This window comes from Klebsiella sp. 7-CIP_Kleb., from assembly GCF_050378655.1.
In the GTDB taxonomy this organism is placed as follows: domain Bacteria; phylum Pseudomonadota; class Gammaproteobacteria; order Enterobacterales; family Enterobacteriaceae; genus Klebsiella; species Klebsiella quasipneumoniae.
Map to the genome: position 1 here is coordinate 121,069 of NZ_JBNRLJ010000007.1, position 12,526 is coordinate 133,594.

General features: G+C 59.1%; 11 protein-coding genes. 4 read left to right on the forward strand and 7 right to left on the reverse strand.

Annotated features, from left to right (window positions below; genetic code table 11):
• Positions 1–31: 31 nt before the first annotated feature.
• Both parM and ACQUTI_RS20990 read left to right on the forward strand, forming a co-directional pair.
• Entirely contained in the window at positions 32–988 is a 957-nt protein-coding gene (gene parM, locus ACQUTI_RS20985; protein ID WP_004177778.1) for a plasmid segregation protein ParM domain-containing protein, read from the forward strand.
• A gap of 9 nt (positions 989–997) precedes the next feature.
• Positions 998–1,369, forward strand: a complete 372-nt coding sequence (locus tag ACQUTI_RS20990) for a plasmid partitioning/stability family protein (protein ID WP_008807236.1) — start codon at positions 998–1,000, stop codon at positions 1,367–1,369.
• A gap of 389 nt (positions 1,370–1,758) precedes the next feature.
• On the opposite strand, the gene cbpM is transcribed toward ACQUTI_RS20990, so the two are convergent.
• The 3 genes from cbpM to ACQUTI_RS21005 all read right to left on the reverse strand — a co-directional run bounded on the left by cbpM (position 1,759) and on the right by ACQUTI_RS21005 (position 3,810).
• Positions 1,759–2,064, reverse strand: coding sequence for a chaperone modulator CbpM (gene cbpM, locus ACQUTI_RS20995; RefSeq protein WP_023319527.1), 306 nt, complete (start codon positions 2,062–2,064; stop codon positions 1,759–1,761).
• Positions 2,064–2,981 carry a curved DNA-binding protein gene (gene cbpA, locus ACQUTI_RS21000; RefSeq protein WP_017900085.1) on the reverse strand — a complete coding sequence of 306 codons (918 nt, stop codon included), beginning with the start codon at positions 2,979–2,981 and terminating at the stop codon, positions 2,064–2,066. Before cbpA ends, cbpM begins: the two co-directional genes overlap by 1 nt.
• Positions 2,982–3,126: 145 nt before the next feature.
• Positions 3,127–3,810 carry a TerC family protein gene (locus ACQUTI_RS21005; RefSeq protein ID WP_114506482.1) on the reverse strand — a complete coding sequence of 228 codons (684 nt, stop codon included), beginning with the start codon at positions 3,808–3,810 and terminating at the stop codon, positions 3,127–3,129.
• Between the two features lie 225 nt (positions 3,811–4,035).
• Between ACQUTI_RS21005 and ACQUTI_RS21010 the strand changes: the two genes are divergently transcribed.
• Positions 4,036–4,821, forward strand: a complete 786-nt coding sequence (locus ACQUTI_RS21010) for a DsbA family protein (RefSeq protein WP_004206394.1) — start codon at positions 4,036–4,038, stop codon at positions 4,819–4,821.
• Positions 4,822–4,868: 47 nt separating this feature from the next.
• Here ACQUTI_RS21010 and pgaD read toward each other — a convergent pair whose 3' ends face one another.
• The 4 genes from pgaD to pgaA are packed head-to-tail and all read right to left on the reverse strand — an operon-like array spanning position 4,869 to position 11,110.
• Positions 4,869–5,318, reverse strand: coding sequence for a poly-beta-1,6-N-acetyl-D-glucosamine biosynthesis protein PgaD (pgaD, locus tag ACQUTI_RS21015; protein ID WP_064151108.1), 450 nt, complete (start codon positions 5,316–5,318; stop codon positions 4,869–4,871).
• Entirely contained in the window at positions 5,315–6,646 is a 1,332-nt protein-coding gene (pgaC, locus tag ACQUTI_RS21020) for a poly-beta-1,6-N-acetyl-D-glucosamine synthase (RefSeq protein ID WP_017900080.1), read from the reverse strand. The genes pgaD and pgaC overlap by 4 nt, the downstream gene beginning before the upstream one ends.
• A complete protein-coding gene (gene pgaB / locus ACQUTI_RS21025; protein WP_428923359.1) occupies positions 6,639–8,654 on the reverse strand; it encodes a poly-beta-1,6-N-acetyl-D-glucosamine N-deacetylase PgaB in 2,016 nt (671 codons plus the stop codon). The genes pgaC and pgaB overlap by 8 nt, the downstream gene beginning before the upstream one ends.
• Positions 8,655–8,662: 8 nt before the next feature.
• A complete protein-coding gene (gene pgaA / locus ACQUTI_RS21030) occupies positions 8,663–11,110 on the reverse strand; it encodes a poly-beta-1,6 N-acetyl-D-glucosamine export porin PgaA (protein WP_181939339.1) in 2,448 nt (815 codons plus the stop codon).
• 633 nt (positions 11,111–11,743) lie between these two features.
• On the opposite strand from pgaA, the gene ACQUTI_RS21035 reads away from it, so the two are divergent.
• Positions 11,744–12,310: a helix-turn-helix transcriptional regulator gene (locus ACQUTI_RS21035; protein ID WP_004206400.1), complete on the forward strand. Its 567-nt coding sequence runs from the start codon at positions 11,744–11,746 to the stop codon at positions 12,308–12,310.
• The last annotated feature ends 216 nt before the right edge of the window (positions 12,311–12,526 follow it).

The window sequence follows — 12,526 nt, forward strand, 5'->3', positions numbered from 1 at the left end:
CTCTTATTTGTCTCAGTGATGGAGCAATGCGATGCGCATTTTTATCGATGATGGTTCAACCAATATCAAAATGCTGTGGGAGCAAGATGGCGAAACTTTCACCCATATCAGCCCCAACAGTTTTAAACGCGGCTGGTCTGCCACCTTCGGTTCCGGGAAGCCTTTTAACTACACCGTGGATGATGAAAAGTACTCATTCGACCTGATCACCCCCGATGCGCTCCCGACCAATAATATTGACTGGCAGTACAGCCCGTTGAACTCCATCGCTGTCCATCACGCGCTGCTGACCAGCGGTCTTGAGCCGCAGGACGTCGAAATCGTCGTGACGCTGCCGCTGACTGAATTTTATGACGAGGATGCGCAATATCGCCTCGACAACATTGAGCGTAAGAAAAAGAGCCTGCTGCGCGAAGTTAAACTGAATAAAGGCGTGGTGTTCAATATCACCAAAGTCACCGTGCGCCCGGAATCGATTCCGGCGGGCATTAGCCTGTGTGATGAACTCAAGCCCTCCCATTCGGTGTTGATTATCGACCTCGGCGGCACCACGCTCGATATCTCGATGGTAGCCGGGCAGATGACCTCGGTTTCGCGCATTTACGGCGATCCGAAGCTGGGCGTATCGCTGGTGACCGACGCCGTTAAGCTGGCGCTGGCGCGGGCTAACACCGATACCTCAAGCTATAACGTCGACCAGATCATTATCAATCGCCACGACGAAGAGTATCTGACCGATAACATTAACGATCCGGATGCAGTTTCTGAGGTGAAGAAGGTGATCAATAACAGCATCGAACGTCTGACCACCCGCGTCCTGACGGCTATCGATAGCTTTAAAGGCTACTCGCATGCCATCGTGATTGGCGGCGGCGCGCCGCTGGTGGCCGATGCCATTCGTGAACGTATGGGCCTGCGTGAGGACCGTTTCGTGGTGGCTGAAGAGCCGCAGTTCGCCCTGGTGCGTGGTCTGAAAATTATTGGCTAAGGAGCGTCTATGACTCTGGATCGCAGAAAAGTGCTGATTTACCTGCGCCCGGATATCAGCGCCAGCGAGCGCTTCGCGGACGCAAAAATTGAGGCCCACCACCGCGGCGACCGCGGCGATATGTCGCGCACGGCGCTGCTGGCGGGGCTGGCGTTAGGGGAAGTCGATAGCCGCTTGCCGTCGATGCTGGCGGCGCTGCTGGCGGAAGACACTAAACCGGAAACGCTGCGCAAGATGCTGGCCTCGTTCCTTGAGATCCAGCCGGCCTCTTCCGCCCCGGCAGCCGCGCCAGCGGCTGCCCCGGCTAAGGCGCCGGAGCCGCCCGCGCCGGTGAGCGAGAGCGTTTCGGCGCGCAACCTCGCCGGTTCGCTGCCGGATTAAGCGCTTTCCCCGGCGGCGCTGCGCTTGCGCGGGCCTACAAATCCAGTGCAAAGGGTGGGCCCGATGTCATTTGTAGGCCGGGTCAGGCGTAGCCGCCACCCGGCGCGAAGACGGTGCCATCTCGGTGACCATGCCCGGCGGCGCTGCGCTTGCGCGGGCCTACAAATCCAGTGCAATGGGTGGGGCCGGTATCATTTGTAAGCCGGGTCAGGCGCAGCCGCCACCCGTCGCGAAGACGGTGCCATCTCGGTGACCATGCCCGGCGGCGCTGCGCTTGCGCGGGCCTACAAATCCAGTGCAAAGGGTGGGGCCGGTATCATTTGTAGGCCGGGTCAGGCGTAGCCGCCACCCGGCGCGAAGACGGAACGCCGCCAGGCGGGATGTCGCCCCTATCCGTGGGTGAGAAAGCGGGCCAGGCGCTGCTGCAGCAGGCGATTTTCGCGGGTCAGCCGCGCGTTCTCATCCAGCAGGGTCAGCGCTACCGCGATCCCCGGCCAGTCCAGCTCCAGCTCGTTACGCAGGCGCACCGCGCGATGGACAATCGTCACCGCGCTGTCGTCGAACAGCCAGGTGTCCGCCTGCGGCTGGTGCGGTTCAATCATGCCTAAGCCGACAATCTCCGTCAGCTCCTCTTCCGACACCCCGGTACGCAGGCACAATTCGGTAATGGTAAACGTCACTGTTACTGTAGCCATCAGGCTTTCCCCCATGTCTTACGCGGATCGAAGCTGGCTTCGGCGGTGGCCAGCTGTTGCCAGAGCTCACGCGCTTTTTCATCTGGTTTTGGCGGCATCACAATTTTAATAACGGCGAACAAATCGCCGGTGTGGGTTTTGCTCACCAGCCCTTTGCCCTTGATACGCAGGCGCTGCCCTGCCTGGCTACCCGGCGGCACCGTCAGCAGAATGCTCTCTTTCAGGGTGGGCACCGTGACTTTGGCGCCCAGCGCGGCCTCCCACGGCGCCAGCGGCAGGACGATCTCCAGGTTATGTCCCACGATGTCGAACAGCGGGTGCGGGGCGATGTGGATCACCAGCCACAGATCGCCGTTCGGGCCGCCGTTTTCGCCCGGCGTCCCCTGGCCTTTCAGGCGGATACGCTGACCATCGACTACCCCGGCGGGGATCTTCACATTCAGCGTCTTCGGCGTTTCGCTTTCGATCATGCCGAACACGTTATACACCGGCAGGTTATAGCTGATGGTGCGGGTTTGCTCGGCCAGCGTCTCTTCAAGGAACACTGCGACCTCGATCTCCAGGTCGTGGCCGCGCGCCGCGTGCTGGCGGCGACGCTGATGCGCCTGCTGGCCAAACATGGAGGAGAAGATGTCGTCGAAATCCTGCTGGCTGTAGCTCTGCTCGTGGGTCTGCTGCTGGCGACCGAACCCGGGATCGTTGCGATGCTGCCAGAGCTGATCGTATTCCGCGCGCCGTTGCTCATCTTTCAGGACTTCCCAGGCTTCGGCGAGATCCTTAAATTTGGCTTCGGCATCATTTTCTTTACTGACGTCGGGGTGGTACTTGCGCGCCAGGCGGCGGTAGGCGGTCTTGATGGTTTTCAGATCGTCGGTTGGTTGCACCCCGAGAATGGCATAATAATCCTTCAATTCCATGCTGTTATCTCATCTATGCTCAGTGCGGTGGTTACATATTCCCTGGATCAGGCGTCTGTATAAAGCGTAGGGCAAATGCGCCCTGAAGGGGAAGAAAAGTGGCAGAAACTTGACGCCGTCGGGGTCAACGGCGTCTTGGGCAAGGCTAGTCTTTGGTCTGCGGCCGCTGACGACGGCGCCAGCCTGCGAACAGCACCAGCAGCGCGCCGATGGCGCCGGCCAGGCGCGCCATGCCCTCGCCGGCAGTGGGAAACAGCTGGCGGAGGGTAGGGTCGCTGACCAGCATTGAGCCGGCAATCCAGCCGATGAGCATCCCGCCCAGCAGCACCACCGCGGGAAAGCGGGTGAGCAGGGCCAGCACCAGTTTGCTGCCGGCGACGATAACCGGGATGCTGATCGCCACGCCGAGGGCGACCAGCGCAATGTGTCCTTTGCCTGCGGCAGCCACCGCCAGCACGTTATCCAGCGACATGATCACATCGGCGACGGTGATGGTGACTGCGGTGCGCCACAGGCTGCCTGAGCTGGCAACCTCGCTCTCGTCCTCCTCATCACTGACCAGCTTGATGCCAATCCACAGCAGGAGCAGCGCGCCGACTATTTTCAGCCACGGCAGCGACAGGAGATACAGGGCGATCGCCAGCAGCAGGATGCGCGCCAGAATGGCTCCTACGGTGCCGATGACGATCGCTTTGGTGCGTTTTTGCGGCGGCAGTTTGCGACAGGCCATGGCGATCACCACGGCGTTATCGCCGCCCAGCAGTAAGTCGATGGCGACAATCTGCAGCATAATCACCGCCATGTCCCATTGTTGAAGAAACGCATACATATTGAGAGAAACCACCTGAAATAAATACCACGAAAAGCCGCTGCGCAGGGGACTCCGCCCGGTGAGCGTTGACCGCTGGCGCCGGCCCGCGCCGACGCGCGTGGAACCTGAGCCTGAAAAATAAAGTTACGAATCAACGCGCCGTCGGGCAAGGCTTCGGCGAAAAAGGGTGATATTTTGTCATACAGACACACCTGCCGTTCACTTATCGCAAGGATCCCCACTATGTCTGGCCACAAGAAATACCTCTCTGTCGCCCTGCTGAGCGCTGTTTTACTGCCGGCGATGGCCTCTGCCGCTGACGCGCCGGCGACCTTCACCCCGGAACAGGAGGCGCAAATCGGCAAAATCGCCGCCGATTACCTGGTCGCCCACCCGGAAGTTCTCCTGCAGGCAAGCCAGAAACTGCAGCAAATTCAGGCTGAGCAACAGGCCAGCGCGGCCACCCAGGCGGTGCTGAAGAATGCCGCCTTGCTGACCCAGGATAAAAATACCCCGACCTACGGCCCGGCCAACGGCAAAGTCACGGTGATTGAGTTCTTTGACTACCAGTGCGTCTACTGCAGCCGGCTGGCGCCGGTGATGGAACAGGTGATTAAAGCGCATCCGCAGACCCGCTTCGCTTTTAAAGAGTGGCCTATCTTTGGCGGCCGCTGGGAAAGCTCGCTGGAAGCAGCGAAAACCGGCCTGCAGATCTATCAGCAGAAAGGGGCGGATGCCTATCTGACCTACCATAACGGGATCTACGCCACCGGACATAACGAAGGCAAGCTGACGACGGCGGATATCCAGCAGCAGGCGAAGAAAGCCGGCTTTGATGCGAAGAAGGCCAGCGACGTCGAACCGGTACTGCAGAGCATTAACGACCTGGCGCAGGAGATTGGTCTCAGCGGCACGCCGGGCGTGATCGTGATGCCGACCACCGGCGCCACGGAAGCCAGCATCACCGTCTTCCCGGGGCTGGCGGATAAAGCCTCGCTCGAAGCCGCGATTAAAAAAGCCGGCGGCTGATCGGCGGCGTCGTTACCCGGTCAGGGCCGCCGAGGGCGGCCCTGCTATCATTCATGATCCCTCTCCTCGTGCGGCGGCGGCAGCGCGTGGCTTTTTAAATCAATAATCTGCCCGATTTGATCGTGGTAAACGGTCAGCAAATTATAGCGGCTCATCTCCGAGATAATCTGTGGCGCGACGTTAAAGCTGCTGGCCAGCTCCTCATCCCGCAGAGTAAGCACCGCGGTGTGACGCCGGGTGCGGGCGCGGCGTCGGTTATAGTGGTACCAGAGGATCAACAGCCAGCCGTTCAGCGCGGCAATCAGCAGATACACCAGCGCCGTATTCAGGGAGTCCATCAGCGATTCCCAGCGCGGAGAGGGCGGCGCGATGAACTGCATCAGCAAATTGGCGTAGAGAAAGAACAGAAAACCGAGCCAGGCCAGCAGCGTTAAACCGGCGTCCACCAGCCGGGGCAGCACGCGGTGTTCGGTTAAGATGAGCGTGTTTTCATTCATCGCAGGCTTCCTTTTCCCCGGTCCGGGCTCACCCAGCGCGCGCGGGAACGTTGACGTTTCAACATGACTTTCGGAAAAGCGACCAGCGTGGTCAGCAGGCCGATCATCCAGTAAACCATCGGGAACCAGATCACCCAGAACAGGGATTTGGCCACCTTTTTCTCATAGCGCCGTTCGATATACAGGCTGGCGACGAACTGCAGCAGGCACATCAGGCCGAGCAGCATGCCGGTGAACTCAGGCGGAAACAGGCTGTGCACGGTCAGGTTGTCCGGCAATGGCATCAGGCGGCTGAGGATAAACAGCAGGATGGTGACCGCGTAGGCAAAGGCCCACAGCGTGGAGCAGGCATACTCCAGAAACAGCGGCCACATCCGATGATGCTGCCAGTGAAACAGACGGCGCAGGTTGACCAGAAAGACTTCGGCCCCGCCCTGGGCCCAGCGCAGACGCTGCTTCCATAACCCTTTGAGGGTCTCAGGCATCAGGATCCAGCACAGCGCCCGCGGCTCGAAAAAGATGTCCCAGTGGCGGAGTTGAAGCTTCCAGCTGATATCAATATCTTCGGTGATCATATCCGGGCTCCAGTAGCCGACGTCCGCCAGCGCCTGGCGCCGGAAGGCGGCGATCACCCCGGAGACGGTAAAGACCCGGCCATAGATCCGCTGCGTCCGCTTGATAAGCCCAATGATCGACGAAAACTCCCCGACCTGAATGCGGCCGATCAGCGTGGATCGGGTGCGGATCCGCGGGTTGCCGGTGACCGCCCCGACGTGCGGGTAGTGGATCAGCGGCGCGACCAGCCAGGCCGCGGTATCCCGGTCCAGCAGGGCGTCGCCATCGATGCAGACCAGCAGGTCGCCGCGGGCGGCGGCGGCGCCCGCTTTGAGCGCCACCGCTTTTCCCTGATTGGCGGCCAGGTGGATCACCCGCAGCCTCGGCTCCTCCTGCGCCAGCTGCTGGAGCACCTGGGCGGTGTTGTCCGAAGAGCCGTCGTTAATCGCGATCACTTCGAGGTTGGCGTAACGCTGGGCCAGCGCCGCGCTGATGGTCTCCCGGGCGTTTTTCTCCTCGTTAAAGCAGGGGATCAGGATCGAGATCAGCGGATTGCCCGGCAGCGTCGGCGGCGGGGTATCCTCGCCCCACGGCCAGTGGCGCTCCAGCTGAAACCAGAAGTACAGACCCCCGGTGATCCATAGCACCGACATAAACAGCGGCCAGAAAAAGACAAAGTCGAGGATAAGCTCGCCGGTAAATACCGCTGCGACGCCTAACGGTAGCCCGAATACGAGGCATAAAATGCACAATGCGATAATACGATCAGTCATGGTCAGGGTACCACCAGGAAGAGAATTGCGGTCTGATACGGGAGATATCAGGCTGATTGTTAATGAAATCGTCTGGGTAGTAGCCGTAGTTTTTGACGCCGTTCAGCCGCAGCAAACGCATCCAGTCCGCCAGCTGTTGGTCAGGAATGGCGTTGTGCTGGCGTCGGCTCCAGTCTCTGGCCTGTAGCTCAAAGATGGTTTTCTTCAGCGCGCCCGGGTGGCGGGCAACGGTCTGCACCAGCCGCGTCAGCCAGGCCTGGCTGGCGTCGATCGGCACGGACTCCATCAGCGGCATCGCCATGGGCACCGTCCAGTCATAGGCGGCAAGGAAGTCATCCAGATTTTGCGCAAACCAGGCTTCGCTCTGCGGCTCCAGGATCGGCAGGGCGAAGAGATTACGCGCCGTTTTTACCTGCGGGCCGCGGATGGCCTGCACCGCCTGGCGCAGCTGCAGAGTGAAGCGGGTCAGGGTTTGGCTTTTGAAACGCATCCATGCTTCACGCTCCTGCGGACGCTGGGGCACCGGGCCGGCATCGCGCGCCAGGCCACTCTGCCGCCAGGCGGCGACCGCCTCCGGGCTCACGTCTTCAAAATCGGTCAGCACGGCGTCGTCGTGGAACAGAATCCCGCTGAAGCTGGCGTGTCGGGCCAGATCCTCATAGATGTCGGTGATCTGCTGGCGAACCCGCGGATCCCAGGGCGACAGGCGAACATAGGGCTGATGGGCAAGCAACGCCTTCCCGGTTTGCGGATCCCAGCGCTGAACGCGCGGCAGATCGGACGAGAGATCGAAGGCCAGCACCGGCATCCAGGCATAAACCTTCACCCCGCCGCGGGTCTGCAGCTGCCAGGAGACGAAGTTAAACAGGTCGGCGCGCATCGGCAGCCAGCGGTTGGGGAAATAGAGCGACTTGACCGTGCCGTCGCCCTGCGGGTCGGAGAAGGCCTGCAGAAAGACGTGGCTGATTTTCATGTCATAGACGCGCTGTATCAGCTTATCGATATTCTTTGCCTGCTGGACGGGATTGGGGTCATAGACATAGTCCAGATCGACATGCATCACCCGAACAGGATCGGCTTCCTGAATCTGCGTCACTGCGTTGGCAAAGGCCTTGATCGACGGGTTACCGGCGATCAGCATGCGCGGAATATTGTCCAGATCCTTCACGTTGCCCAGGCCGTCGTTCAGCGTAAACGCCAGCTGATACCCCTGCTGTTTGGCGATGGCCAGAGTGCTGCCGCTGGCGGCGCCGTAGGGCCACACCCAGGCGCGCGGCGCTTTCCCGGCGACGTCGTGGATTTTCGCCGTTACTTTCTGCACGTCATCGGTCATTCGCCGGGTAAACTGCGCGTCGCTTTCATAGCGGCCGGTGGTTTTATCCCAGCCTCGGTTGGCGGCGGCGGGCTCGCGGCTGCCTTGCGGATTGGCCGGCAGGCCGTAATGCGAGGCCCAGGTGTGCGCGCCGATCTCCACCAGCGGCGAGCGGCTGAGCTCGCGCACCATCTCCCAGGTGGCGAAGCGATCGCGCGGCGTCATCAGGCCGCCAAAATTAACGGGCTGGTTGGCGGGGGTGTCCACCCAGCTGCCCACCGGCGCCCACAGCGCCGGAACGTTCCAGGCTTTAAGCAGCGGCCAGACGCGGGTATAAAAACTGCTATAGCCATCGTCGAAGCTGAGAAGAAAAGCCTTAGGCGGAAGCGACTTAAGGCCATGATGCGCGTCCAGAATGTCCTGAACGCTCACGGCATGGTAGCCATGATGCAGCAGCCAGGCGATCTGCTCATTAAGCGCGCTGTTCCGCACCGAAAGATAACGCTGGTCGGCGGCGTCGTCTTCGACGTCATGATAGGCCAGCACCAGAAAGCGATCCGCCGGCCAGGGTTTATTGGCCTCCAGCTGGGGTCGTTGCTGCGGGGCGAGGAAGGGGACCTCCTCAGCACGCACGCTGAAGATAAGGCACAGCCAGCCGAGAAGCATCAGGCCGTTGCGCAGGGTCGTGTTCAGCATGGTCATCCTTAAAACCGTATGTTTGCATCAACAGTGATGGCGAGGTTGTTTTCACGTTTACCGTCGTAGGGGCGTTTGTCCCAGTTCAGCATCACCCCGGCGTCGACGAGGTTGTTCCAGCGTAGACGCTGGCCGTAGCCCAGCGTCGTTATCGCGCCGGCGGCGTGATTTTTTTGCCAGTAGCTGCCGCCGCCGGCGAGCAGCTGCTGACTCCAGACGGTGTCATACCGCTGGTAAAGCGTGTGATCGACGGTCAGCGCTGCGGTGGCCGCGAGGTCGCGGGCCGGACTGTAATACGCGGTGTCAGTGCGGCTATTGGCGCTGGCCGCCAGACCGGGCTGCAGATCCAGCGTTAACCACGGCGTCTGCCAGAGGCGCTCTTTACCAGAGAGGGTGTACTCCTGACGACGGTTGTGGTCGGTAAAGCGGCTGGCGGCCACGCTGACGCGGTACTCCCGGCGCTCGTTTTGATACCATCGCAGCCAGCCTTCGCCGCGGTTGGCGCTGACGCCGTTGCGTAACGCGCGCAGCGGCGTCTGCTGCGAAATCCGCTCCAGCTCGCCGCCCAGCTGCCAGCGATCGTTGACGTCGTGCGCGGCGGAAAGGCGGACGCCGGGCTTATTCTCGCCGTGAAAATTGACGCTGGAGAGTTCAAGTTCTCCCCAGGCGTCGCGCGGGCGCCATTCAATACCGGCGAACAGCTGGCGACGGCTGCCTTTCCCCTCTTCAAAATTGCCTTTGGCAAAGCGGTGGCCGCCAAACAACCGCCAGCTGTCGGCTATCGGCGGGCTGTAGATCGCCGTCTCAAAACTGAGGTCGTGGGTACCGCTCACCGGGTTGTCGGAATGCAGCCCTTTGCCGACGCTCAGGCGCAGCTCGGAGAAATGATGGATTTCGCGGGCTTTGGCCAGGCGTTGGGTATTTAGATCCCGTGGCGAGCGGGCGATAACGTCGTCGGTCAGCAGATCCATCTGCCGCCACTCCTGCAGATCGAGAGCGACCCAGGCCTGCTGGCGCTCCAGCTGCAGGCTGGCGGGCTCCAGGGCTTCCGCCGCTTTCAACTGGCGTTCGGCAGCCCGCGGCAGCCCTCTGTCCTGCAGCACGGCGGCATAGTCGATCTGCAGCCCCTGGTTGCCGGGGGCCGTCGCCGCCAGGCGCTGCATGCGGGCTTCGGCCTGCGGCAGGGCGTTGGTGGCGGAAAGATAGTGCACGTTAAGCGTCTGCGCGGTGAGCCAGTCGTCGTTCGGCTGGGGCGTCGGCGAGCCGTAGAGATGACGGATGTAGGGCGCATTCCGGGTGAGGCGGGCGACATACCGTTGCGCTGCCGGATACTGACCTGTGTCCAGCAGGGCGTAGAAAAGCTCATGTTCTTCATTCTGTTGGCTCGTCAACCACGAGGGATGCTGATGAATGAGCGTCAACGCAGGCTCAATCTGCTTAAGGGCGATATAAGAGGAGATGACCCAGCCGATGGCCCAGTCGGGAACCACCTGCTGCTGCGCGAGCAGGCTTTGGTATTCGCGGATGATCTGCGCGTAGTCTGCGTTGGCGTACAGCGCGCCCAGACGGTCAATGCGCGCCCGGGTGATGTCCGGGGCGGCCTGCGGATCGGGACGCCAGGCGGCGATCATCGCGTCGTATTGCGCCAGTGCCGTGCGGGCCAGCGCGTAACGCGCATTTTCTTCACGGGAAGGCGTATCGGCAAGGCGCACCAGCTCGGCGGCGGCGTTCAGCTGCAGGTTGCGCTTTTCCGCGGGCGTCAGTTCGACGCTATTCGCGAGGCCGAAGGCGGGTGAGTCGATCCGGTTGCGGGTCAGGGTCGCCATCAGGCTGGCCAGCGCGGCTTTGTTCTGCGGTTCGCGATCGAGGATCTGCGTGTCCACCAGCAGCTGGTCCCAGCTTTTGCCAAGCCGCAGGTAGACATAAGAGAGGGTCTGCAGGTGAGCCACGCTCGCCTGCTCCGCCACCAGGCGACGCGCTTCGCTGAGCGCCTCGCCGTCCTTGCGGGCATCGGCCAGCGTCTTGATATAGCCGATACGATAGTCGTCACTGTCAGGGGACTGGCTGAGAGCCTGCTGCCAGAGGAGGAGCGAGGCTTGCCACTGTTTCTGGTTGCGCAAAGCCTGCGCGGCGGCGGCGGTGCCCCGTGCGGGAAGCGGCATATAGACCTGATAGCGTCGCCAGATTTTCACGACCTCATCGTCCTGGCCGGCCCAGAGGGCTACCTGCAGCCAGTCGGCTACCTGAGAAGGGGTTAACGCATGCCGTAGCTGGTACTGCTGAAGATATGAGAGAAAGGGGGCGTACTGGCCCTGACGCGCTTGCAGGATCTGCTGGTCATAGAGCGAGTCCGCTCCCTGAACCAGCGTCGGGAAGAGCAAAAGCACGCCGATTGATAGCGAGAGTTTCGTGTTGCGATTAAACAATAACGTATTTGAATAAGGTGATCTTTCCATTTCTATTTGCCATATGTTCATCAAGAATCCATTGCACAACACGACCGTCCTTTGACGGTGAGTGAAAGGATGAGGCTGGTCCCATTTAGCTGACTGGCACTGCGGGTGAATGACTTATTGCAAACTAATAAACCTATCTCCTGTGGATAATTGAATGGATAATTTATACCCGATACCGCGGCGGATAAATATGGTTAAATGACGAGCTGAGTTTTAAGATAAATCTGTAAAAATGGTTTAATTCGAATCGCCATGTTGAAGTCAATGTCTTTAACTTACTGAAATAAATAAAAAATGAAGCTGACTGGAATTTTGTTTCAAATTTTCCTGGTGGCTTATATTGCTGTGAGGGGAAAGATTTTATATAGATATTTAAGATGATTTCTGACAAAAACTCTTAATAGCAAAAAAAGCATCTTTTCTGTGGGATTTTTTTATTTATAATTAATCCGTTTATTTTCTGTCCGAACCCTGGGAGGTTTTTCACAGCCAGATTCAGATGCCGCGCTAATGATAAATCACAGATCTCGTTATTTTTACCGCCATGCGGAGCGATCCACAGGGGCAAGGATAATGTCTGGTTGACGAGAATTTGTTGATTAAATGTTAAAGGGACGACTTGTGGCAAATTCAATGATATTAGTTACCCAGGATCACTATCTTTTTCAAGGTGTTAAGAATTTCTTCCCTGATATCATTCAGTTAGATTCTAGCGGAAAAGCGATTTTAGATAATGAGGTTGATGAACTCTCTCTGCTGGTTGATAGCCGTTCGCCGCTTTGTCATTACGATTATCTGGTGATGGAGGCGGCACAATCCAGAAAGCGAATATGCTGTATTGTCCTCGATATGCGCCATCGGGAAGAGCATTTACTCAGCCTGAAATCGTTTTTAAACATGTCATTATCACCCGCCGATATGGCGACCTTATTTGGGCTTTTCCTGGAGATGAAGAGTAATCGGCTGACCAAAGAGTGGTTCGACAATCTGCGCTTAAGTATGACAGAGCAGCTGATGCTGCGTTTTCTTGGGGCGGGGATGACAATGGAGGAGGTGGCGTTGAATCTTAATACTTCGCTAAAAAGCCTTTACCGCAAGCGGACCGCGCTTTATGAACGACTGGGGTTAGATAATTTTAATGAAGCCTGCTTATTTATCTTCAAAAATAAACTGCTGGACCAGTCCGGTCGATCGCCATGAGGGCTGGTTGTACAGGAAATGGGTGATATCGCAAGGTATGTAATGATGGAAATGTAATAAATTAAATAGATATTGATAGGTACAACCGTCGATACCGGTCGGTATCCAGGGTGGCGCCCGGCATATAATTCCGGAGCTCTTTGGAAGTAATTACCGCCATGGCGGTTTGCTATGCACAGCGATTATTATAATGAATATATTCCTTGCGCCGCAGAG

Bases quoted from the DNA above. Each gene is read 5' to 3' on its own strand.
- pgaC (WP_017900080.1), bottom strand. From the start codon at position 6,646: ATGACTGATCGTATTATCGCATTGTGCATTTTATGCCTCGTATTCGGG.
- pgaA (WP_181939339.1), bottom strand. From the start codon at position 11,110: ATGGAAAGATCACCTTATTCAAATACGTTATTGTTTAATCGCAACACG.
- ACQUTI_RS21005 (WP_114506482.1), bottom strand. From the start codon at position 3,810: ATGTATGCGTTTCTTCAACAATGGGACATGGCGGTGATTATGCTGCAG.
- ACQUTI_RS21010 (WP_004206394.1), top strand. From the start codon at position 4,036: ATGTCTGGCCACAAGAAATACCTCTCTGTCGCCCTGCTGAGCGCTGTT.
- ACQUTI_RS20990 (WP_008807236.1), top strand. From the start codon at position 998: ATGACTCTGGATCGCAGAAAAGTGCTGATTTACCTGCGCCCGGATATC.
- pgaB (WP_428923359.1), bottom strand. From the start codon at position 8,654: ATGCTGAACACGACCCTGCGCAACGGCCTGATGCTTCTCGGCTGGCTG.
- cbpM (WP_023319527.1), bottom strand. From the start codon at position 2,064: ATGGCTACAGTAACAGTGACGTTTACCATTACCGAATTGTGCCTGCGT.
- pgaD (WP_064151108.1), bottom strand. From the start codon at position 5,318: ATGAATGAAAACACGCTCATCTTAACCGAACACCGCGTGCTGCCCCGG.
- ACQUTI_RS21035 (WP_004206400.1), top strand. From the start codon at position 11,744: ATGATATTAGTTACCCAGGATCACTATCTTTTTCAAGGTGTTAAGAAT.
- cbpA (WP_017900085.1), bottom strand. From the start codon at position 2,981: ATGGAATTGAAGGATTATTATGCCATTCTCGGGGTGCAACCAACCGAC.
- parM (WP_004177778.1), top strand. From the start codon at position 32: ATGCGCATTTTTATCGATGATGGTTCAACCAATATCAAAATGCTGTGG.